Genomic DNA, 24,209 nt, shown 5'->3' on the forward strand with positions numbered 1-24,209 from the left:
CAATCCAAGAGCTCCGTGCACGATTCTGGATTGCTTCGTCGCTCCGCTCCTCGCAATGAAGATGACTCCACTTCGAGGTTCGCTCCATGACCCGCATCCAGCTCGTAATCTCCGACGTCGATGGCACCCTGGTCACCACCGACAAGCGGCTCACCGATCGTGCCCGTGATGCGGTGTCGAGATTGGAAGCCAGCGGCGTCGGCTTCACCCTCACCTCCAGCCGGCCACCGGTCGGGATGCGGATGTACAGCGATCCGCTCGGCATCACGCTGCCACTCGGCCCGTTCAATGGCAGCTCGATCGTCACCCCGACGCTCGACGTGCTCGAACAGCATCTGATCCCGGACAGCGCGGCGACGATCAGCATCGAGCTGTTCGAGCGCAGCGGCATCGACATCTGGCTGTTCACCAATGACAATTGGTACATCCGCCGCGATGACGGCAAATATGTCGCCCACGAGGAGCGCACCATCCGCTTTTCGCCGACGATGGCCGAGGACTTGACGCCGTTAGCCGGCAAGGCTTGCAAGATCGTCGGCGTCAGCGCCGACTTCGCGCTGCTGAAGCGCTGCGAGCCGGAGCTACAGGCCGCGCTCGGTGACCGTGCGCTGGCGGTGCGATCGCAGGACTACTATCTCGACGTCACTCCGCCCGGCCGCAGCAAGGGTACGTTCGTCGCCGCGATGGCGGAGCGGCTCGGCATCGCGGCGGACGCGATCGCCACCATCGGCGACATGCAGAACGACCTGCCGATGTTCGGCGTCAGCGGCCTGCCGATCGCAATGGGGAACGCCGCCGACGACATCAAGCAGCAGGCCGCTCACGTCACCGGCCGCAACGACGACGACGGCTTCGCCGCCGCGATCGACTTCATCCTCGAGCACAACGCGCGTGTCGGCGGTTAGCTCTGCTTCGACCGTTGCATCGCCGGCTTGTGCGTCGCGGCCTTCGCGGCCGAGAGGTTGTTGGCGGTGTTGATCAGCGCGATGTGGGTCAGCGCCTGCGGGAAATTGCCGGTCTGCCGCCGTTGTGCGGTGTCGTATTCCTCGGCCAGCAGGCCGAGATCGTTGGCGATGCCGGCGACACGATCGAACAGCTCCTTGGCGCGGTCGATCTCTCCGGCCAGCACATAGGCATCGGCGAGCCATAGGCTGCAGGCCAGAAACGCGCCCTCCTCCGTTTCGGTCGGATCCTGATTCTCGCGCGGATCGTGGCGCAGCACGTAGCCGTCGCTCATCAGGCTGCGCTCGATTGCCTCCAGCGTGCCGAGCACCCGCGGATCCCGCGGCGGCAGGAAGCCGACCGCCGGGATCAGCAGCACCGAAGCGTCCAGCACCTTGGCGCCATAGTGCTCGACGAAGGCGTTCTGCTCGACATCGAAGCCGTTGGCGCAGACGTCCGCATGAATCTTCTCGCGCAAGGCGCGCCACTCGGCGACCGGCGCCTTCAGACCGAACTTCTCCGCGCTCTTGATGCCACGATCGAACGCCACCCAGGTCATGACCTTGGAGAAGACGTAGTGCTGGCGCGCACCGCGCCGCTCCCAGATGCCGCTGTCGGGCTGATCCCAGATCGTGGCGAGATGCTGCAGCACCTTGCACTCCAGCGCCCAGGACTCGCCATCGAGCGCGAGATCCGCGTTGCGCCATTGATGGAAGGCATCGATCAGTTCGCCATAGACGTCAAGCTGCAGCTGCGCATGTGCGGCGTTGCCGATCCGCACCGGCTGCGCGCCCTGATAGCCGGCAAGCCAATCGGCCTGCCATTCGAGCAGCCGGCGTTCGCCGTAGATGCCGTACATGATCTGCATGCTGGCCGGATTGCCGGCGACCGCGCGCAGCAGCCAATCGTGCCAGGCCGCTGCCTCTTCGGTGTAGCCGTTGTTCATCAGCGCGAACAGCGTGAAGGTGGCGTCGCGCAGCCAGCAGAACCGGTAGTCCCAATTGCGCGAGCCGCCGAGCTTCTCCGGCAGCGAGGTGGTCGGCGCCGCGACGATGCCGCCCGATGGCGCGAAGGTCAGCGCCTTCAGCGTGATCAACGACCGCATCACCAGCTCGCGATACTCGCCCTGATAGGTGCAGCGGCCGGACCATTCGGCCCAGAAATCCTCGGTGTCCTTCAGCGCTGCGATCGGATCGATCGCCTCCGGCACCGGCAGATGCGACGGCCCGTAGGTCATCACGAACGGGATCTGATCCCCCTCGCCGACTTCGAACTCCGCGACCGTGGTCATGTCCTTGCCGTGGGTCGCCACCGGCGTCCTGAGGGCCAGCATGTCGGGCCCGCCGACCGCCAGCACCGCGCCGTCGTCGGTCCGCCGCACCCACGGGATTGCCACGCCGTAGCCGAACCGGATCACCAGTTGCATCGCCACCTTGACCCGACCGCGATCCCCTCGCACCAGACGGACGACATCGGAGGCCGAGCCGCGTGGCGGCATGAAGTCGATCAGCGTGATGCTGCCGGTCGCGGTTTCGAACGTGGTTTCGAGGATCAGGCTGTCGCCGCGATAGCGCCGACTGCAACGCACGACCTCGTCGGCCGGCGCGATCTGCCAGCGGCCGTTGTCTTCATTGCCGAGCAACGCCGCGAAACAGGCCTCGGAATCGAACGACGGCCAGCACAGCCAGTCGATCGAGCCATCGCGGCCGACCAGGGCTGCGGTCTCGCAGTCGCCGATCAGCGCATAGTCTTCGATCGGGCTCGGCAAATCGTCACCCCGCGATGCGGCGGTCGGCGGTCGCGGCAAGCAGCGCTTGGCGATTGATCACCGCGGCGATGTCTTCGATCGCCTTCGGCAGCCGCCGCCGCCAGTTCGGATGTTCCGACACCGTGCCGGGCACGTTGGGCTGATCGAGCACGCCCAGCAGATCTTCCAGCGCGATCGCCAGCAGCCGCGACGGCGTGCGCGCCAGGAACGTCAGCACCGCGTAGATGTCGTCCTGCTCGATGCCCTGATGGCGCAGCGCATCGCCGAGCATCACCAAAGCGTGGCGGCGGGAATCGTCGCTCTCGCCGGGATCGACGCCGATCGATCGCTTCAGATGCAGATCGGTCGACGCGCGCCAGCCCGAATAGGTCGCGAGGTCATGGGTGTTGAAGGTGACCAGCGCGTTCGGCAGATAGTGATCGAGGCCGAAGAACCAGCCCTGGTGGAAGTCGCGCTCGAACATCATCACGCGATACGACCAGACGCCCCAGGCCGCGAGCTGTTCGCGGAAGCCGTCGGGCACCGTGCCGAGATCCTCGCCGATCACCACGCAGCGCTGATCGACACTCTCCTGCGCGGTGACCGCGAGCAGCGCCTCGAACGGCATTCGCACATAGACGCCCTGGTTGGCGGCAAAACCGTGCGGGACCAGATACAGCCGGTTGAGCCCGAGCACGTGATCGAGCCGGATCGCACCGGCATAGCGCATCGATGCGCGCAGCATCTCGCGGAACGGCGCGAACCCGGTCAGCTCCAGCCCCGGCGCGTTGAACCCGGCAAGTCCCCAATTCTGGCCAGCGGTGTTGAGCGAATCCGGCGGCGCGCCGACCGACAGCACCCGCGAGATCGCCGTCTGTTCGTTCCAGGCGTCGAAGCCCTCGCTCTGCACGCCCACCGCGACGTCGAGATACAGCCCGACGCGCATCCCGCGTTCGGCGGCGAGAGCCTGGCACGCGCGCAATTGTTCATCGGCGCACCATTGCGCAAATTCGATGAACTCGACCGCGCGGCCGTCCGGCCCTTCGCGCAGGCGGGCACAGCGCACGTCGTCGGGCCGCCGCCACTCGTCGGTCCAGTCCCACCACGGCGTCCCGAACTTGTGCCGCAGCACTTCGAAACACGCGAACCGCGTCAGCAGCGGCGCGCGCTCGGAGCGAAACGCCTCGAACGCCTCGCGCCGTCCGGGCTCAGGCGCGTCGCAGAATTTATCGAAAGCGGCGCGCAAGGCACGCCACTTCATCGTCGCCACCACGTTGTAGTCGATCAGTTCGCCGTCGCGCAGCGCCGCGATATCGACACCCGGCAGGTCGCTCAGCGAGAATTCCGGCAATCGCTCGACGTCGATGTACAGCGGATTGAGAAACATCCGGCTGTTCGGCGAATACGGGCTGCAATCATTCGGGCGGTCGTCGAACAGCGCGTGCAGCGGATTGAGGCCGACGCCGCCGGCGCCGAGCGCGGCCGCCAGCTCGATCAACTGCGACAGGTCGGTGAAGTCGCCGATGCCCCAGTTGCGTGCGGAGCGCAGGCTGTAGAGCTGCACGGCGATCAGCCAGGAGCGGTCGAACTCGCCGTTGAAGGCATGCGGCGGCGCGACCAAGAGCGGCACCTCCTCGGTGCGCCCGGATGCGTCGCTCAGCCGCAACCGGTGAGTACCGCTCGGCAGCCCCTGCGGCCAGGTGACGTTGCGCGCGTCAGCGGTGCCTTCCGCCAGCGTCGCTTCACCAGCAACGATCTGCCAGCGCACCGGCAACGCCGCCTGCGCGTCCAGATCGGAGCGGCATTCCTCGCCCTGCCGGATCACCACGATCCGGTCCAGCAACGGCCGCACCGCAGCTTCGGGCATGGCCTCGATAATCAGCGCCAACGCTTCCGGCGGCGTGACATGGCGACACCCCTGACCGTCATAAAATTCGGTCTGGATGCCCAACTCGGCAGCTTTGGTGAATAAATCCATAAGGCACGCTATCTGCACGCCGCGCAGGGTGCGCCGCGAATCCGCCTGTCGCCGACAGGATAGTCATATCGAACGCGATTGCGTAGGGTGAGTTCCATTGGAACCAGGGCCGTTCGAGAAGCTTTGTAATCGAGAACCGCCCGGTTCACTATGGGACGAGTGTCCTAGATCGTGGGCATCACCTTTACTCAATCGATCGTGGGCTATTGTGAACAAGTCGACACAAACGCTTCAAGCCGCCGCTCACGGCGGCGCTTTTCACATCGAAGACATCTATCCGCTGATCGACGGCGGACGCTTTGCGGTGAAGCGGATCGTCGGCGAGCCGATTGAGGTTTGGGCCGACATCTATCGCGACGGCCATGAGGTCATCGCCGCGGCCCTGATCTGGCGCCGCGAGCAGGACAGCGCCTGGCAACGCGTGCCAATGACGCATGTCGTCAACGATCGCTGGTCGGCGACCTTCACGCCGCAGCAGCTCGGCCGTCACATTTATGCGATCGAAGCCTGGACCGACGAATTCGCAACTTGGCGTCACGGCGCCGAGCTGAAGCTGAAGGCCGGCCAGGATCTATCGCTCGACGCACTCGAAGGCGCGGGCCTGCTGACCAAGGCACAAACCGACGATCCAGAAGTGCTGCGGCTGATTCAGCAGCGCTGCGAAGAATATCTACGGACCGGTGATATCACGCCGCTGCTCTCGCCGGAATTGCGCGACGCGATGGCGACCAGTCAGGTGCGGCAAGACCTCACGCGCACCGATCCGCTGCCGCTGACGATCGACCGGCCGCGTGCCCGCTACGGCGCCTGGTACGAGATGGTGCCGCGCAGCCAGAGCTCCGAGCCCGGCCGCCACGGCACCTTCCGCGACTGCATCGCCCGGCTGCCGGACGTCGCCGCGATGGGCTTCGACGTGGTGTATTTCACCCCGATCCATCCGATCGGCGCCACCAACCGCAAGGGCCGCAACAACGCGCTGAAGGCCGAGCCCGGCGATCCGGGCAGCCCCTATGCGATCGGCGCCGAGCACGGCGGACATGATGCGATTCACCCGGAGCTCGGCACGCTGGCAGACTTCCGCGCCTTTATCGATGCCTGCGAGGTCGTCGGCATCGAGGTTGCGCTCGACATCGCCGTGCAGTGCTCGCCGGATCATCCGTGGCTGAAGCAGCATCCGGACTGGTTCAAGCGCCGTCCCGACGGCTCGATGAAATACGCCGAGAACCCGCCGAAGAAATACGAAGACATCGTCAACCCGGATTTCTCTTGCGAAGACGCCGGTTCGCTGTGGAACGCGCTGCGCGACGTCATCCTGTTCTGGGCCGAACAGGGCGTGAAGATCTTCCGGGTCGACAATCCCCACACCAAGCCGCTGCGGTTCTGGGAATGGCTGATCCGCGAGGTGCAGCTTCGTCACCCCGACGTCATCTTCCTGGCTGAAGCCTTCACCCGCCCGAAGCTGATGAAGGGGCTGGCCAAGCTCGGCTTCACCCAGTCCTATACTTACTTCACCTGGCGCACTCAGAAGTGGGAGATCGAGCAATATTTGCGCGAGCTCACCGACTATCCCGAACGCGACTTCTACCGGCCGAACTTCTTCACCAATACGCCGGACATCCTGCCCTTCCACCTACAGGGCGGCGAGCCGTGGATGTTCAAGTCGCGCCTCGTTCTCGCCGCAACGCTGTCATCGACCTATGGCATCTACAACGGCTTCGAGCTGCTCGAGCACGAGCCGATCCCCGGCAAGGAAGAGTATCTCGATTCCGAAAAATACGAGATCAAGGTGCGCGACTGGGACAAGCCGGGCAACATCAAGCCGTACATTCGCGACATCAACCGCATCCGCGGCGCCAACCCGGCCTTGCAGCAGACCAGCAATCTTCGCTTCCTCGAGGTGCAGGACCCGAATGTGACCGGCTTCGTCAAGACATCGGTCGACGGCACCAGTGCGGTCGCGGTGGCGATCGCGCTCAGCAGCGACTACCATGAATTTTGGCTGCCGCTCGGCGACGTCCAGATCGAGGTTGCCGGCGAGCGACGACCGGTCGCTGCGGTCGAGAACCTGCTGACTGGCGAGCGCCACGCGCTCGATTGGGGCGGGATCAACCTGCGGATCGATCCGCATCGTGACCCGGCGCTGCTGTTCCGTTGCCTGGCGTGAGTGCGGAAGCATGAATAAAATGACATCGATCGCCCCGAGCGACAGACCGGACGCGGAAACTTCCGACGAACTCTGGTACAAAGACGCCATCATCTACCAGTTGCACGTCAAGGCGTTCGCCGACAGCAACAATGACGGCATCGGCGACTTCGCGGGTCTCACCGAGAAGCTGGATTATCTGCAGGAGCTCGGCGTCAACACGCTGTGGCTGCTGCCGTTCTATCCCTCACCGCAGCGCGACGACGGCTACGACATCGCCGACTACGGATCGATCAATCCCGACTTCGGCACGATGAAGGACTTCCGCCGCTTCATCGTCGAGGCCAAGAAGCGCAATCTCCGGGTCATCACCGAGCTGGTCATCAACCACACCTCGGATCAGCACGCCTGGTTCAAGCGGGCGCGGCGCAGCCCGAAGGACTCCAGCGCGCGCGACTGGTACGTCTGGAGCGACACCGACCAGAAATATCTCGGTACCCGGATCATTTTCACCGACACCGAGAAATCGAACTGGACCTGGGATCCCGAGGCTGGCCAGTATTACTGGCACCGGTTCTTCTCGCACCAGCCCGATCTCAACTTCGACAATCCGCGCGTCGTCAGCGCCGTGGTCAAGGTGATGAAACGCTGGCTCGACACCGGCGTCGACGGCTTCCGGCTCGACGCGATCCCGTATCTGTGCGAGCGCGACGGCACCAACAACGAGAACCTTCCCGAGACCCACGCCGTCATCAAGCGGCTGCGCGCCGAACTTGATGCCTACGCCAAGGGCAAGCTGCTGCTCGCCGAGGCCAATCAATGGCCGGAGGACGTTCAGCAGTATTTCGGCGATGGCGACGAATGCCACATGGCCTACCACTTCCCACTGATGCCGCGGATCTATATGGCGATCGCGCAGGAAGACCGCTTCCCGATCACCGACATCATGCGGCAGACGCCGGAGATCCCGGCGAACTGCCAGTGGGCGATGTTCCTGCGCAACCACGACGAGCTGACGCTCGAAATGGTCACCGACGTCGAGCGCGACTATCTGTGGAAGACCTACGCAGCCGATCCGCGAGCGCGGATCAACGTCGGCATCCGTCGCCGCCTCGCGCCGCTGATGGACAATGATCGCCGCAAGATCGAACTAATGAACTCGCTGCTGATGTCTTTCCCCGGCACGCCGATCATCTACTATGGCGACGAAATCGGCATGGGCGACAACATCTATCTCGGCGACCGCAACGGCGTGCGGACACCGATGCAGTGGTCGCCTGACCGCAACGGTGGATTTTCGCGGGCCGACCCGGCGCGGCTGTACGCGCCGCCGATCATGGACCCGGTGTACGGCTACGCCTCGGTCAACGTCGAAGCCCAGCAGCGCAGCCTGTCGTCGTTGCTGAGCGCGATGAAGCGCTTGATCGCGGTGCGCAAATCGACGCCGGCGTTCGGCCGCGGCAGCATCACCTTCATCCGTCCGAGCAACCGCGCGGTGATTGCCTACGTTCGCCAATACAAGGACGAGGTCATTCTGTGCGTCGCCAATCTGTCGCGTGCCGCGCAGGCGACAGAACTCGACCTGTCGCCGTGGAAGGACCGCGTGCCGCAGGAGATGCTCGGCCGCACCAAATTCCCGCCGATCGGCGATCCGGCCTACATGATCACGCTGGCGCCCTTCGGCTTCTACTGGTTCAAGCTGCAGGAGCCCGGCACGGCCGCGCATGTCGCGCCGGTCTCCACCGTGCCTGAATTCGTCACGCTGGTGGTGCCGCTCGGTTCGACCTGGATGACGCTCGGCCGCACCCGCTCGATGTTCGAGCACGAGGTGCTGCCGACCTTCCTGTCCCGCACCCGCTGGTTTCCGGAGCGCAATCCGCGGGCGATCCATCCGCGGCTCACCTCGGCGATTCCGTTCGCCAATGACGGCGACAACCGTCCGTGGCTGGCGTTCTTCGAGGCCACGCAGCGGGGGACGACGGCGCGTTATCTGCTGCCGATGCAGATCGACTGGGTGCGGTTCGACCGCGAACGCTACAATCCGCGGGCCTATGCGGCGGTGCGCCAAGGCGCCCGCGAAGGTACCCTGCTCGATGTCGCCGCCGATCCGTCGTTCATCGACTTGCTGTTGGAGAACGTCCGCGGCGCCGTCACCGTGACTGGCGATAACGGCGACCGGCTGGAATTCCGCCCTGGGTCCAAGCTCGCGGAGCGGCCAGCCGGACCGTTCCAGAACATTCGCGCGGTCGAAACCGAGCAGTCGAATTCGACCGCACTGGTCGACGGCGACTACGTCGTCAAACTGTATCGGCGGCTGCAGATCGGCATCAATCCCGAGCTGGAGATGGGGCGCTTCCTCACCGAGGTCGCCGGCTATGCCAACACCCCGGCCCTGCTCGGCAGCGTCGAGCTGATCGAAGGCGACAAGACCAGCGCGGTCGCGGTGGTGCACGAATTCGCCCGCAATCAGGGCGACGGCTGGACCGTCACCTCCGGCTATCTCGATCGCTACATCGACGAACAACGCGTGCTGAGCCGCGCCGAGGAAAAGACCGAGAGCGATCAGCTCGCGCCCTATCTGCATTTCATGCAGCAGACCGGCAAGCGGGTCGCGGAGATGCACATCGCGCTCGCCAGCCATCCCGAGGTGCCGGACTTCGCCCCGGAGCCGATCACCCTCGACGCCTCGCGCGACTGGGCCGAAACCGTTGCGGCATCCGCCGACCGGATGCTCGACGAACTGCGGCGCCGGCGCGACACGCTGAAGGAAGGCGACCGGACGCTGGTCGACGAACTGCTGGCGGCCCGCGACGTGCTGATGTCCCGCATCCACGGCCTGCTCGGCGACGACGGCGGCCTGAACATCCGCCATCACGGCGACTTCCATCTCGGACAGATGTTGATCGTCAAGGATGACATCTACATCATCGACTTCGAAGGTGAGCCGCGCCGCACCTTGGACGAACGCCGCGCCAAAGCACCGGCGGCTCGCGACGTGGCCGGGCTGATCCGGTCGATCGACTATTCGACGACCGCCGCTCTCGAGCGAGCGCTGAAAGCAGCCTCCGACGAGCCCGGCCGACTGACCGAGGCGCTCGACCTGTGGCGGATCCGCGCCACAGGCGCGTTCCTGGACGCCTATCGCCAAACCATGGGCGACAGCCCGGTGTGGCCGGCGGATATCGCGGCCGCCGACCGGGTGCTCGACTTCTTCCTGATTGAAAAGGCGCTGTACGAGATCGACTACGAGATCGCGCATCGTCCCGACTGGGTGCGTGTGCCGCTGGCCGGCATTCTCCGTATCCTGTCGCCGCCTCCCGAGGAGCTTCCATGACCGTGCAATTGAGCGACGAAGCCTACGCAGTTGTCGAAGGCCGTCATGCCGATCCATTCCGCTATCTCGGCGCACACCCTGAGGAGGGCGCCACCATGGTGCGCGTGCTGCTGCCGGATGCCGTTGCGGTCGAGGTGATCGGCGACAATGGCGACGTCGCGCCGCTCGACCAGGCGCATCCGGCCGGCCTGTTCGTCGGACCTCTGCCCGGCGCTTCGCCGCGCTATACGCTGCGCGCACGGTTCGGCGACACCACGGTCGAGCTGCAGGACCCCTACCGCTTCCCGCCGATCCTCAGCGACTTCGATCTCTATCTGCTCGGCGAAGGCACGGACCAGCGGCTTTACGACAAGCTTGGCGCCCATCCGATGGAGCTGGAAGGTGTCGCCGGCGTCGGCTTCGTGGTGCTGGCGCCGAACGCGCGCCGCGTCAGCGTGGTCGGCGATTTCAACTTCTGGAATCCGCTGCGCCACCAGATGCGGGTGCGCGGCAACGGCTATTGGGAGCTGTTTGTCCCGGGCGCCCGCGCCGGCGATCACTACAAGTTCGATCTCACGGGACAGCACGGCGAACAACTGCCGCAGAAGGCCGACCCCCTGGCATTCGCCGCCGAGCTGCGACCGAAGACCGCCTCGATCGTGGTCGACGCCACCACGCTGCCACGACCGCGACCGGCACCGGATAACATCAACGCGCTGTCGGCGCCGATGTCGATCTACGAGGTGCATCTCGGCTCGTGGCGTCGCAAGGAAGGCGACCAGTGGCTGACCTATCGCGAACTCGCCGAGCAACTGCCGGCCTATGTCCGCGACATGGGCTTCACCCACGTCGAATTCCTGCCGGTCAGCGAGCATCCGTTCGACGGCTCGTGGGGCTATCAGCCGACCGGCCTGTACGCGCCGACCTCGCGCTTCGGCTCGCCCGAGGATTTCTGCGCACTGGTCGACGCCTGCCATGCCGCGGGCATCGGCGTGATCCTCGACTGGGTGCCGGGCCATTTCCCGGACGATCCGCACGGCCTCGGCAATTTCGACGGCACAGCGCTGTACGAGCACGCCAACCCGATGCAAGGGCGGCATCTCGACTGGGGCACGCTGATCTACAATTACGGGCGAACCGAGGTCGTCAATTTCCTCACCGCGAACGCGCTGTTCTGGCTGGAGCGTTACGGCATCGACGGGCTGCGCGTCGATGCGGTGGCCTCGATGCTGTACCTCGATTACAGCCGCCCGGCCGGCGGCTGGATCCCGAACAAATTCGGCGGCCGTGAGAACATCGAGGCGATCGACTTCATTCGCCGCTTCAACACTGAAGTGTACGGCAAATTCCCGCACGCCACCACCGCAGCGGAGGAATCCACCGCCTGGCCGCAGGTGTCGCGCCCGATCGAATTCGGCGGGCTCGGATTCGGCTACAAGTGGAACATGGGGTGGATGCACGATACGCTGAACTACATCAGCAAGGATCCGATTCACCGCAAATATCATCACGGCCAGATCCTGTTCGGACTGCACTACGCGTTCTCGGAGAATTTCATTCTGCCGCTGTCGCACGACGAGGTCGTTCACGGCAAACGCTCGATCCTCGGCCGGATGCCGGGCGATGAGTGGCAACGCTTTGCGAATCTACGCGCCTACTATGCGTTCATGTTCGGGCACCCCGGCAAGAAGCTGCTGTTCATGGGCAGCGAGTTCGGCCAGGAGCGCGAATGGAGCCACGATCGCTCGCTCGACTGGCATCTGCTGGAATATCCGAAATATTCCGGCATCCAGGCGTTGCTGCGCGACCTCAACAAGCTGTACAGGTCGCTGCCGGCGCTGCATCAGCTGGATTGCGATCCGTTCGGCTTCGACTGGCTGATCACCGAAGACGCCAATCGCAACGTGTTCGCCTGGATGCGCAAGGGCAACGATACCCGCGCCCGCTGTCTGGTGATCGTCAACTTCTCACCGAACGTCTACCAGGACTATCGCGTCCGCGTGCCGTTCCCCGGTCGCTGGCGCGAAGTGTTCAATTCGGACTCGGCCGGCTACGGCGGCAGCAATGTCGGCAATGGCGGCGAAGTCCGCACCCTGGAGGGTCTGGTGCCTGAGCTGAGCCTGACGATCCCGCCGCTGGCCGCGATCTTCCTGACGCCGGAGGATTGATTCCTGGGAGGCGCGCAGCGCCAAGCTCGCGCTCGTTCCGGAAGCGGCGGCCGAGTATCGGTTGATCTCGACACAATCCCGAACGCTTCAATGTGACGGTTTGGCGATGCCCGCGCGATCGGGCATCGTTTTGCACAAAGCCACGTCAGAATGGCAGATTTACTAGTGTTCTTCGATTTCGAAGTTCGCTAACAAAGACAGTCGCAGGCTATGCGAACTTCGTGATCGGGACACTCGCTATGCGCCTCACCGCCGGAACCGACTCCCGTCTCGGAGCGACCTGGGACGGGCGCGGCACCAACTTCGCCCTGTTCTCCGCCAACGCTCACAAGGTGGAGCTCTGCCTGTTCGACGCCCAGGGCCGGCGCGAACTGGAACGGATCGAACTGCCGGAGCACACCGAAGACGTCTGGCACGGCTACCTCAACGACGTCTCGCCCGGGCAGCTCTACGGCTATCGGGTGCATGGCCCGTACGATCCCGATCGCGGCCATCGCTTCAACGCTCACAAGCTGCTGCTCGACCCCTATGCGAAGCGGCTGAACGGACGGCTGGTGTGGAGCGAGGCGCACTTCGCCTATCGCACCGGCTCGCCACGCGAGGACCTGTCGTTCGACCGCCGCGACAACGCGCGCGGCATGCCGAAGGCCGTCGTGGTCGACGAGACCGTGGGCAGCGGCCGCCGCGAGACGCGGCCCGGCGTACGCTGGGAAGACACCATCGTGTACGAGGCCCACGTCAAAGGCCTGACCCAGCTTCGCGACGATGTGCCGCCCGGACTGCGCGGCACCTTCGGCGGCCTCGCCTGCCCGACCATGATCGCACATTTGAAGCGGCTCGGCGTCACTACGATTGAACTTTTGCCGGTCCAAGGCTTTGTCGATGACCGCGTCCTGGTCGAGAAGAAGCTTGTGAACTACTGGGGATACAACACCATCTCGTTCTTCGCACCGGAAGCCCGTTACGCGCCGGACAAAGACAATCCACTGGACTCGTTCCGCACCACCGTGGCGCGGCTGCACGATGCCGGCATCGAGGTGCTGCTCGATGTGGTCTACAACCACACCGCCGAGGGCAATCATCTCGGGCCCACGCTGTCGTTCCGCGGCATCGACAACGCCTCGTACTACTGGCTGAAGCCCGACAACCCGCGCTACTACGACGACTTCACCGGTTGCGGCAATTCGATGAACCTCACCCATCCGCGGGTACTGCAGATGGTGATGGACAGCCTGCGCTACTGGGTCGAAGTCTGCCACGTCGACGGCTTTCGGTTCGACCTTGCCACCACGCTGGCGCGGGGTTCGAACGGCTTCGATCGCAACTCGGGATTCTTCACCGCGATCCGTCAGGATCCGATCCTGGCAGGCGTCAAGCTGGTCGCCGAGCCGTGGGATCTCGGCATGGGCGGCTATCAGGTCGGTGCGTTCCCGTCGCAATGGTCGGAGTGGAACGACCGCTATCGCAGCGTGATGCGACGTTACTGGAGCGGCGAAGGCAGCCTGATCGGCGAAGTGTCGCGGCGCATGACGGGCTCGTCCGACATGTTCAACCGCGACGGCCGGATGCCGCGCGCCAGCATCAACCACGTCACCGTGCACGACGGCTTCACGCTTGCCGACCTGTTCAGCTACGAGCGCAAGCACAACGTTGCCAACGGTGAGGACAACCGCGACGGCTCCAACGACAATCACAGCATCAACTGCGGCGTCGAAGGTCCGACCGACGATCCGAAGCTCCTCGGGATGCGTCGCCAGCTCCGCAAGAACCAGCTCGCCTGCCTGTTCCTGGCGCAGGGCGTGCCGCTGCTGCTCGCCGGCGACGAGGTCGGCAATTCTCAGGCCGGCAACAACAACGCCTATTGCCAGGACAACGAGATCGGCTGGGTCGGCTGGGACGGGACCAACACCGAAGACGACATGGTGGAATTCGTCGGACTGATGACCGATATCCGCCGCCGCTTCCCGCAGCTACGCTCGCGGCGCTGGCTCGACGGACGCCGCGCCGACGGCTCCTACGGCGTGCTGTGGCTGACGCCGTCCGCCGCCGAGATGACCGATCAGGATTGGGCGTTCCCGGATGGCCGCTTCCTGGCTTACGTGCTCAGCCCGAGCGAGCCGGGCGGCAGCGCGATCTTCATCGTGTTGAATTCGGGCGTGCAGGAGATCGAATTCCACCTGCCGAAGCTGCCGGAATATCAGACCTGGAAAGAACTTTTCGACACCACCAAAAATACCGTGCAGGTGGCGACGCTGGGCTGCGGCAATCCGATGATCGCTCCGCCCCGCTCCGTGCTGGCGTTCTCTGGGACGACGGAATGACGCTCCGCAGTTTCGGGCCGCGTCTCACCGGCAACGGCGTCGAATTTCGCATCTGGGCGCCGAACGCAAAACGTGTCGATGTCGTGCTCGACCGTCCGCATCCGATGCGGCGCGACGCCAGAGGTTGGTACACCACCCACATCGACGGCATCGGCGCCGGCGCACGCTATCGCTTCCTGATCGACGGTAGCCTCGATGTACCGGACCCGGCCTCGCTGTTTCAGCCCGAGGATCTGGCCGGGCCGAGCGAAGTGATCGACCACGCCGCATATCAATGGCGCGCCGAGGATTGGCGCGGGCGGCCCTGGGCCGAAACCGTGCTGCTCGAAACCCATGTCGGCACCTTCACACCGGAGGGCAGCTTCCGCGCGATGATCGACAAGCTCGACCATCTGGTCGACACCGGCATCACCGCGCTGGAATTGATGCCGCTCGCCGATTTCCCCGGCACGCGCAATTGGGGCTACGACGGCGTGCTGTGGTATGCGCCGGACAGCACCTATGGCCGTCCCGAGGATCTCAAGGCGCTGATCGACGAGGCGCATCTGCGCGGCCTGATGGTGTTCCTCGACGTCGTCTATAACCATTTCGGCCCCGAAGGGAATTACCTCGGCCAATACGCACCCGGGTTCTTCTCCGATTCGCACACGCCGTGGGGCAACGGCATCAATTACTACGTCGAGCAGGTCCGCGCCTTCGCGATCGAGAATGCGTTGTACTGGTTGGGCGATTATCGTTTCGACGGTCTGCGGCTCGACGCGGTGCATGCGATCCCCGATCAGGGCGAAATCCCGATGCTGGACGAGCTGTCGCGCGAAGTCGGCCGGCTCGCCGCGGAGACCGGGCGCTACGTGCATCTGGTGCTCGAGAACGACGACAACACCGCCGCCGTGCTCGATCCGGTCACCCATCCGCCACGGGGGCAATATCGCGCGCAATGGAACGACGACTACCACCACGCCTGGCACGTCGCGCTGACCGGCGAGACTCACGGCTACTATTCGGATTACGCCAATGCGCCGCTGGCGCATCTTGCGCGCGCGCTCGGCTCCGGCTTCGTGTTTCAGGGCGAGCCGTCGGAACATCGCGGCGGCCAGCCGCGCGGCGAACCGAGCGGAGACCTCGTGCCGCTCGCCTTCATCAACTTCCTGCAGAACCACGACCAGATCGGCAACCGCGCGCTCGGCGACCGGTTGGAAAGCCTGGTCAAGCCGCAGGCGATCGAAGCGGCGCTCGCCGTCACGCTGCTGGCGCCGACGGTGCCGATGCTGTTCATGGGCGAGGAATGGGGCTCGCAGGCGCCGTTCCCGTTCTTCTGCGATTTTCAAGGCGATCTTGCCGAGGCAGTGCGGGCCGGACGGCGCAAGGAATTCGCCGGCGCCTACGACAAATACGGCGGCGAGGTCCCCGATCCGCTCAGCAAGGACGCGTTCGACAGCGCCGTGCTCGATTGGCACGAGCGCGACCAGGGCCCCGGCGCCGCGCGTCTGGCGCTGGTCAAGCGCCTGCTCGCCATCCGCCACCGCGAGATCGTGCCGCGGCTCGACAGCTCGCGGTTCGGCGACGCTCGGATCACCGGCGACGGCCTGCTGAAGGCATTCTGGCGGCTCACCGACGGTGCGACGCTCGAACTCGTCGCCAATCTGTCGGACGACGAACGTGACGGCGGGGCGCCACCCGCGGTGGGAACGATTCTATGGGGCGGCGATTGGAACCGGATCATTCCGCCTTGGGCGGTGTCCTGGCGCCTCGAGCATCCGTAATGCCTCCTGCGATACCCACTGCCACCTATCGCCTGCAACTCACCGCTGATTTTGGATTCGACGCCGCCGCGGCGATCGTCCCCTATCTGGAACGGCTCGGCATTTCGCACGTCTATGCCTCGCCGTTCATGAAAGCCCGCAAGGGCTCGACCCACGGCTACGACATCGTCGACCACACCCAGCTCAATCCAGAGCTCGGCGGCGAACAGGGTTTCGCCCGCCTCAGCGCCGCGCTGAAACAGCACGACATCGGCCTGATCCTCGACTTCGTCCCCAACCATGTCGGCGTACACTATGCCGACAATCCGTGGTGGCTCGACGTGCTCGAATGGGGCCCGGCCTCGCCGCACGCCGCATCGTTCGACATCGATTGGGAGATGCTGCCGTTCCGCGCCCGCGGCGGCGTGCTGCTGCCGATCATCGGCTCGTCCTACGGCAAGACGCTGGAAGCCGGCGAGATCGAGCTGCGCTATGACGCCGCCGAGGGCAGCTTCTCGGCGTGGTACTACGAACACCGGCTGCCGATCGCGCCGCAGCGCTACAGCGAGATCCTGCGCACCATCGTGCGCGAGGCCGGCGCGGAGAACAGCGACGCGGGTCGCGCGATCCTCGACCTCGCCGCGCGCTACACCGGGCTGGGCCATCCGTCGCGAAAGGAAGCACCCGAGTTCAAGGCGGCGCTGCAAGCGATCCCCGGCGCCGCCGAGGTGATCGCTCGCGGGCTCGACGCCTATCGGGCCGGCGAAGGCCGCGCCACGCAGATCCAGGCGCTGCACAATCTGCTGGAGCGCCAGCACTACAAACTCGGCCATTGGCAACTGGCATCGAGCGAGATCAACTACCGCCGCTTCTTCGACGTCAACACCCTCGCCGGCTTGCGGGTCGAGGACGCCGGCACGTTCGAGGCGATCCACAGCCGGGTCAAGAAGCTGCTGGCCGACGGCCAGTTGCAGGGCCTGCGCCTCGATCACATCGATGGCCTGCGCGATCCGGCGCAGTATTTCCAGCGGCTGCGCCGGCTGGCCCGCGACGCGCAGGGCGCGGGTGCTCCGCCGCTCTACACGGTAATCGAGAAGATCCTCGGCGAAGGCGAAGCGCTGCACCGCTTCGCCGGCGTCCACGGCACCACCGGCTATGAATGGCTCAACGTCATCACCCGCGTGCTGCTCGACGGCCGCGGCCTGAAGCCGCTGGACGAAACCTGGCGGCAGGCCAGCAACCTGTCGCCCGCATTCGATCCGGTGCTCAAGGCCGCCAAGCGCCGCGTGCTGGAAACGCTTCTGCTCAGCGAATTCACCGTGCTGACCCGGCTGCTGGCACGGATCGCCTCCGGCCACTACTCGACCCGGGATTTTTCCGCCGACAATCTGCGGCAGGTGTTCGAGCTCTATGTGCTGCACTTCCCGGTGTATCGCACCTACCTGACCGGCAACAGCCCGACGCAGCTCGACCGCAAGCTGATCGAAGACACCATCGCCAAGGCGCGGGCGGACTGGTTCGGCGCCGACGACGGCATCTTCGAATTCCTCAAGGACGTGCTGACGATGGACCTGGTGAAGCCGGGCCGCGCGCTGCATTCCAAGCCGCGGGTCCGCCGGTTCGCGCTGAAGGTCCAGCAGTTCACCGGGCCGACCATGGCCAAGTCGCTCGAGGACACCGCGTTCTATCGCTATCACCGGCTGCTCGCGCTCAATGAAGTCGGCGGCGATCCGGCCGCGCCGGAGATGCCGATCGCGGCGTTTCACGACGCGATGCAGAGCCGCGCCAAGGACTGGCCGCACGGCATGACCGCGACGATGACGCACGATGCCAAGCGCGGCGAAGATGCGCGCGCGCGGCTGCTGTCGCTCGCCGAGATCCCCGGCGAGTGGGCCAGCGCCGTCGGCAAATGGAAGCTGATCAACGCGCCGCATCTGGTCGTCGACGGCGACATGCGCGCGCCTTCGCCGGCGTTCGAATACATGCTGTACCAGGCCCTGATCGGTGCATGGCCGCTGTCACCCGATCCAGATTTCACCGACCGCTTCCAGGGTTTCGCGCTGAAGGCAGCGCGCGAAGGCAAACAAGAAACTAACTGGCTCAACCCAAACCTCGCCTATGAGGAAGGCATTCGCCTCTTCGTCGATCGCCTGCTCGATCCGAATCTGTCGGGCCCGTTCCTGGAATCGGTCGACAGCCTGCACCGACGGCTGTCGCTACTCGGCGCTTTGAACGGCCTCAGCCAGCTGACGTTGAAGGCGACGATGCCCGGCGTCCCCGATTTCTATCAGGGCACCGAGTTCTGGGACTTCTCGCTGGTCGATCCCGACAACCGCCGCCCGGTTGATTTCGACGCGCGTGCAGCGGCGCTGGAGTCATTGGACGACAAGCCGGACTGGGCAACCCTGACAGCGAACTGGAGCGACGGCCGCGTCAAGCTTGCCTGGACGCACCATCTGCTCAAGCTGCGCCGCGACGACGCCGCGTTGTTCAGTGACGGCGACTACCGGCCGCTGGCAGTGAAGGGCGCACACCGCGACCATATCGTTGCCTTCGCCCGCACCCGCGGCAGCGAGGCGATGATCGTCGTCGTGGCAAAGGGCCTCGCTGCGTTATCCGATGAAGGCCGGCAATGGCCAACCGGCGATGCGTTCGACGGCGCGATCGAGACCAAAGGCTACACCGTGGAAATCGGCGACGGCGAGACCACGTCGGGCGAGTTGCAGCTCCGCGACCTGTTCCGCCACCTCCCTGTCGCCGTGCATCGCGCGCGGCTCTCCGGATCAAGACGCGCACAACGCGGCTGACCAGACTGCACCGTCCCTCCAATGCTGCCTCGTCATTCCGGGGCGCTCGCGCCCGCGAGCGAACCCGGAATCTGAACCCTGCACCGACTCCCGCAAAGCCCTGCTCGCTTCGAGATTCCGGGTTCGCGCTGCGCGCGCCCCGGAATGACTCGAGGGAGATGTCGTGCAAGAGTAAGAGGCCGCCGGGTCGCGCGACGCGCACCCCACAAACACCGAGGCCGCCCGGGAGCTGGAGCCGGACGGCCTGACGGGGTTTGTGCCGAGCAGGAAATCGGTTCCCTCACCCGCCCCACCAGAATTCCAAGATTCGGTTACTTACAATTTAACGAAACCTACAGATAAACACTTGTTGCAACGCGATAATTTGGTGCAGCGCACGCAACGTTGTTACTTCTTCTCCAGCATCAGGTAACCGCGCTTCTGGATTACGACGCGAGCTGCCTCAGCGAATTTCTGTAATAGCCACGGCAGCCGCACTTCGAGCCGCACGTGGTCTTCGGCGACGTCGACCTGCCCGGCCGCGACCTGTCCGAGCGCGCGCACACGAAATAGCATTTGATCGCCCCGCCATGTCTCCTCGTCGACGGTGAGAATAGGGACGTTGACCGCCGCCCGGCTCAGCCCGGTCTGCAGCCTTCGACGCGCCTCGTCGCGCCCAAGGTGGTGGGGAATTGATACGACGAGCGGAGCTGACATCGGCTTGCATCCTTCTTCCGGTATTGGAGAGCTGCCGACTATCTATGTCGGCAGCGACAAAACAACAGAGCTGTGCACACGCTGAGGTTCCGGTTCGGAACCTTCACTCATGCGACGTGTTTGGTCTCCCGGCAGGCGGAGCATTCGGGCGACCCCGCCGCGACAAGGAGAACGACATGTCTCTCGGCACAATCATCCTGATTATTCTAATCATCGCCTTGCTCGGCGGTTTCACCGGCGTCGGCGGCGGTCCGTTCTACGGCACCGGTTACTACGGCGGCGGCGGTCTCGGCCTGGTGATCGTGATCCTGCTGATCCTGCTGTTGCTCGGCAAGATCTGACGCACTGTCGTCGGTCAGCTCTCTGATCAACGCCGTTGTGGCCGGGCTTGTCCCGGCCATTCACGTCTTCGGCGCCTGTTGGGCAGACAGACGACGGAACCTGCACGGCCCCTGGTACGAGGCGAGGCGACCGATGAGCCTATGTCTTGCCTGAGGTCAGCATCCTGATCGCGGCCTTCAGCGGAGCTGCGGCGTCGTCGTAATCTGCCCACGCCTTTGAGCGCTTGATCAGCGCGGGCACCGACTCGATCGTGTAGCGCTTGGGATCGAGCCCGGCCTTCACCTGCGACCACGTCAGCGGCATCGACACCGTGGCACCGGTGCGCGCCCGTGGCGACAGCACAGCGACCGCGGTCGACATCCGGTCGTTGCGCAAGTAATCCAGGAAGATCTTTCCAATCCTCTTCTGCTTCGACATGTTGAGCAGATATTGCTCGGGGCTATCCTCGGCCATCTGCGCACACACCGTCTGGGCGAAGGTCTTCGCCGCCTTCCAGTCGATGCCGTCGTCGGGTTTGAGCGGCACCACGACATGCAGCCCCTTGCCGCCGGTGGTCTTGCAGAAAGTCTTGAGCCCCAGTGCTTCGAGGCGCTGCTTCATTTCCTTCGCGGCCGTGATCACCTCGTCGAACCCGACCTCAGGAGCCGGATCGAGATCGAACACCAGACGTCCCGGCACGTCGTAGCGGCTCGGCGCACAGTTCCACGGATGCAGCTCGACCCCGCCGATCTGCGCCGCCGCGATCAACCCTTCCAAACGATCGATCTGCACATACGGCTTACGGTCGCCTGAGACCTTTGCCAGCCCGATCAGGTTCGACATTCCCGGCATCGCGTGCCGCTGGAAGAAGTGCTCGCCGTCGATTCCGTCCGGCGCGCGCACGATCGAACACGGCCGCCCCTTGATGTGCGGGATCAGCCAGTCGCCGACCTCGGCGAAGTAATCGGCAAGATCGCGCTTGGTGATCGCGGCGCCGATCTCGCTCGCCGGCCACAGCTCCTTGTCGGGTTTGGAGATCGCCACGCCCATCACCTCGGAGCGGGCGGCATCGGCCCGGCGCGGCGCCGCGCGCTTTGCGGCCGGCTTGCCCGACTTCGAAGCCTTGGCAGTGCGACGCTTCAGTGCCGGCTCGGCAAGCTCGACCCGCTGCGGCTCCTCGGCCTCGACCTCCTCCGCCGGCTTGTCGGCACGCAGGCCCTTGAACGACGCCTGCCGCACCATGCCGGCGCCGGTGAAGCCGGCAAATTCGATCTCTGCGACGAGATCGGGCGTAACCCAATGCACCTCACGGGTCTTCTTCGGCGCATTGGCGCCGCTGAACGGACTGCTATCCGCTTTGTGCGCTTTCAGCTCGGGCAGGATGCGTTTGACGACGTCCTGGCCAAAGCCGGTGCCGACGATGCCCACATAGGCAAGGTCATCGCCGCGATGGACGCCGACAAGCAATGAGCGGAATTTGCCGTTCGTGGTCTTCCAGCCGCCGATCACCACCTCATGGCCGGCGCGGCACTTCGCCTTGGTCCAGCCATCGCTGCGGCCGGAGCGATACGCGGCGTCGAGCTTTTTCGATACGATCCCCTCAAGCGACAGCTTGCAGGCCGATTGCAGGATCGCGTCTCCGCCCGTGTCGAAATGCTCGACGTAACGGATCAGCCCCTCCTTGCGCCGGCCGCGCGCTGCTTTCAGCAGGGCCGCAAGCCGCGCCTTGCGCTCCGCCAACGGCAGGCCGCGCAGATCCTCACCATCGACGTAGAGCAGATCGAACGCGAAGCAGATCAAGTTCTCGGTGTGACCATCGGACAGCGCCGCCTGCAATGCCGCGAAATCCGGCTGCCCGTGCGAATCCAGCGCCACCACCTCGGTGTCGATAATCGAGTCCGGCAGCGATGCCGCTTCGTCGGCGATCGCACTAAACTTGGTGGTCCAGTCCAGACCCTTGCGTGTCAGCAGCCTGGCTTCGCCATGCTCGACGCGGAGTTGCATCCGGTAGCCATCGAACTTGATTTCGTGACCCCAGCCCTCGCCGCCGGGCGGTCGCTCCACCGAGGTGCAGAGCTGCGGCGGCACGAAGTCTGGCATGGCTGCGCGCTTGCCTTGCGCGGCTGGCTTACTCCGCGACACTGGCTTCGCGGACTTGGCAGCTTTCGCTTTCGCGGAGGTCGTCGGCTTGGACTTGGCGACTTTCTTCGCAGCGCCAGTCTCCGCCCGCTGATCGGCCGCAAGCCCGGTGTTGGAATCCCACACCGCGTCCGCCGTGACCTTCGCGGCCGCCTTGCGCAGCATGAATGGCTTCGGTGCCTTGCCCTTGCCTTCCGCGATCGTTTCCATGGCGCGCCCCGAGGCGACCGAGCGGTCGTCGTCGAGTACGGTGTTGGCGTCACCCTCGCGGGCGTCGTCGTCGCGGTGCTTGATCAGCAGCCAGTTGGTGCGCTTGCCGCCGCTGCGGTCGTGCCGCATCCGCACCAGCACCCAGCTGCCATGCAGCTTCTCGCCATGCAGGGTGAACTTCAGGTCGCCGGTCTTGAAGCCGCGCTCGGGATCGTCGCACTCCCAATAGCCGCGGTCCCAGAGCTGCACCGTGCCGCCGCCATACTGACCCTTGGGAATCGTGCCTTCGAAGTCACCGTAGTCGAGCGGATGATCCTCGACCTCGACAGCAAGGCGCTTGTCGTTGGGATCGAGCGACGGTCCTTTGGTCACCGCCCAGGACTTAAAGACACCGCCATATTCCAGGCGCAGGTCGTAGTGCAGCCGGGTGGCGTCGTGCTTCTGGATCACGAACCGCCGCTGCTTCGACGGCGCCACCTTGGCATCGCCACGCGGCTCCGCGGTCTGCTCGAAATCGCGTTTTTTGCGGTAGATGCTGAGCTTGTTGCTGGCCACCGTCGCTCCTTACTCACCGCCGACAGGTTGGGCAGGACAGGAACCAAAACCCGGGATGCCCGTTCAAGTTCCACCCATGATAGCATCACCCTGACCGCCCGGTCGCGACGACTCGAGCCCTCGGAGAATTCCCATGCCTCGCGCCTACTGGAAGGGCACGCTGAAGCTGTCCCTCGTCACCTGTCCGGTCGCGTTGTATCCGGCCACGACCAGCGTCGAGAAGACCCGCTTCCACATGATCAATGCGGAGACCGGCAACCGGCTGAAGCAGCAGATGATCGACGAGGACACCGGCGACGTCGTCGAGAAGGATCAGAAGGCCCGCGGCTACGAGGTACGCAAGGGCAAGTACATCGAGATCGAGAAGGACGAGCTGGAGGCGGTGCAGATCGAGAGCACCCACACCATCGACATCGACAGCTTCGTGCCGGCTGACGAAATCGACCAGCGCTTTCTCAATCATCCCTATTACATCGTTCCCGACGGCAAGGCAGGCACCGACGCCTTCGCAGTGATCCGCGACGCGATGAAAGACAAAGGCCGCGTCGCGCTCGGCCGCATCGTCCTCACCAACCGTGAGCATGTGCTGGCGATCGAGCCGTTCGGCAAGGGCTTGCTGGCGACCACGCTGCGCTACCCTTACGAGCTGCGCGACGCCGACGAATATTTCGACAGCATCAAGTCGCCGAAGATCTCCAAGGACATGGTCGAACTCGCCGGCCACATCCTCGATACCAAGGCGGCACATTTCGAGCCGAAGAAGTTCAAGGACGAATACGAGACCGCGCTGAAAGCGCTGGTCAAGCGCAAGGCCGCCGGCAAGTCGATCAAGCTCCCCGAACCCGAGGAAAAGGAGAGCAACGTCGTCAGCCTGATGGACGCGCTGAAGCAGAGCCTGGAAGGCGGCAAGTCCGGCGGCAAAACCGGCGAGGCTCACGGCCGCCACAAAGCCTCCCGCTCCTCCGCCCGCCCGAAGGCCCGCCGCTCCACCGCGCGGCAGCGCAAGGCGGGGTGAGGCTGGTTTAGATCGGGTGTCCTGCAATGCTGCTCTGACAGCTTAGGAAGCCTTGCGGGTTTGCCCCACACCGTCATTCCGGGGCGCGAGCGCAAGCTCGCGAACCCGGAAT

Annotated in this window: 13 protein-coding genes; 9 read left to right on the top strand and 4 right to left on the bottom strand. The window is 64.9% G+C overall.

All coding sequences use genetic code 11. The features are described from left to right. The first annotated feature begins 86 nt into the window (after positions 1–86). Entirely contained in the window at positions 87–905 is an 819-nt protein-coding gene (locus HZF03_RS18385) for a Cof-type HAD-IIB family hydrolase (protein ID WP_119017916.1), read from the top strand. Here the strand turns inward: HZF03_RS18385 and HZF03_RS18390 are convergent. Further along, on the bottom strand, positions 902–2,710 hold the full coding sequence (locus tag HZF03_RS18390) for a glycoside hydrolase family 15 protein (protein ID WP_119017952.1): 1,809 nt from the start codon (positions 2,708–2,710) through the stop codon (positions 902–904). The genes HZF03_RS18385 and HZF03_RS18390 overlap by 4 nt on opposite strands. A 4-nt stretch (positions 2,711–2,714) precedes the next feature. After that, on the bottom strand, positions 2,715–4,667 hold the full coding sequence (gene malQ / locus HZF03_RS18395) for a 4-alpha-glucanotransferase (RefSeq protein WP_119017915.1): 1,953 nt from the start codon (positions 4,665–4,667) through the stop codon (positions 2,715–2,717). Positions 4,668–4,875: 208 nt separating this feature from the next. Between malQ and HZF03_RS18400 the strand changes: the two genes are divergently transcribed. From HZF03_RS18400 to treY, 6 genes are all read left to right on the top strand, one after another. After that, complete coding sequence (locus HZF03_RS18400) at positions 4,876–6,831, top strand: alpha-1,4-glucan--maltose-1-phosphate maltosyltransferase (RefSeq protein WP_119017914.1); 1,956 nt, start codon at positions 4,876–4,878, stop codon at positions 6,829–6,831. Between the two features lie 10 nt (positions 6,832–6,841). Then, positions 6,842–10,144, top strand: a complete 3,303-nt coding sequence (gene treS / locus HZF03_RS18405; protein ID WP_119017913.1) for a maltose alpha-D-glucosyltransferase — start codon at positions 6,842–6,844, stop codon at positions 10,142–10,144. Beyond that, positions 10,141–12,291: a 1,4-alpha-glucan branching protein GlgB gene (glgB, locus tag HZF03_RS18410; protein WP_119017912.1), complete on the top strand. Its 2,151-nt coding sequence runs from the start codon at positions 10,141–10,143 to the stop codon at positions 12,289–12,291. Before treS ends, glgB begins: the two co-directional genes overlap by 4 nt. A gap of 239 nt (positions 12,292–12,530) precedes the next feature. Then, positions 12,531–14,612 carry a glycogen debranching protein GlgX gene (gene glgX / locus HZF03_RS18415; RefSeq protein WP_119017911.1) on the top strand — a complete coding sequence of 694 codons (2,082 nt, stop codon included), beginning with the start codon at positions 12,531–12,533 and terminating at the stop codon, positions 14,610–14,612. After that, on the top strand, positions 14,609–16,375 hold the full coding sequence (gene treZ / locus HZF03_RS18420; protein WP_119017910.1) for a malto-oligosyltrehalose trehalohydrolase: 1,767 nt from the start codon (positions 14,609–14,611) through the stop codon (positions 16,373–16,375). The genes glgX and treZ overlap by 4 nt, the downstream gene beginning before the upstream one ends. Continuing rightward, the gene (gene treY, locus HZF03_RS18425; RefSeq protein WP_119017909.1) at positions 16,375–19,161 is read left to right on the top strand and encodes a malto-oligosyltrehalose synthase; all 2,787 of its coding nucleotides are present in this window, start codon (positions 16,375–16,377) and stop codon (positions 19,159–19,161) included. Before treZ ends, treY begins: the two co-directional genes overlap by 1 nt. Positions 19,162–19,548: 387 nt before the next feature. Here treY and HZF03_RS18430 read toward each other — a convergent pair whose 3' ends face one another. Beyond that, positions 19,549–19,857 carry a polyhydroxyalkanoic acid system family protein gene (locus HZF03_RS18430; RefSeq protein WP_119017908.1) on the bottom strand — a complete coding sequence of 103 codons (309 nt, stop codon included), beginning with the start codon at positions 19,855–19,857 and terminating at the stop codon, positions 19,549–19,551. 176 nt (positions 19,858–20,033) lie between these two features. Between HZF03_RS18430 and HZF03_RS18435 the strand changes: the two genes are divergently transcribed. Continuing rightward, entirely contained in the window at positions 20,034–20,198 is a 165-nt protein-coding gene (locus HZF03_RS18435) for a DUF3309 family protein (RefSeq protein WP_012497069.1), read from the top strand. 139 nt (positions 20,199–20,337) lie between these two features. On the opposite strand, the gene ligD is transcribed toward HZF03_RS18435, so the two are convergent. Next, positions 20,338–23,082, bottom strand: a complete 2,745-nt coding sequence (ligD, locus tag HZF03_RS18440) for a DNA ligase D (protein WP_119017907.1) — start codon at positions 23,080–23,082, stop codon at positions 20,338–20,340. 133 nt (positions 23,083–23,215) lie between these two features. Here ligD and ku point away from each other — a divergent pair, with 133 nt between their 5' ends. After that, entirely contained in the window at positions 23,216–24,097 is an 882-nt protein-coding gene (ku, locus tag HZF03_RS18445; protein WP_119017906.1) for a non-homologous end joining protein Ku, read from the top strand. The last annotated feature ends 112 nt before the right edge of the window (positions 24,098–24,209 follow it).

Source organism: Rhodopseudomonas palustris (genome assembly GCF_013415845.1).
Classification (GTDB): Bacteria; Pseudomonadota; Alphaproteobacteria; order Rhizobiales; family Xanthobacteraceae; genus Rhodopseudomonas; species Rhodopseudomonas palustris_F.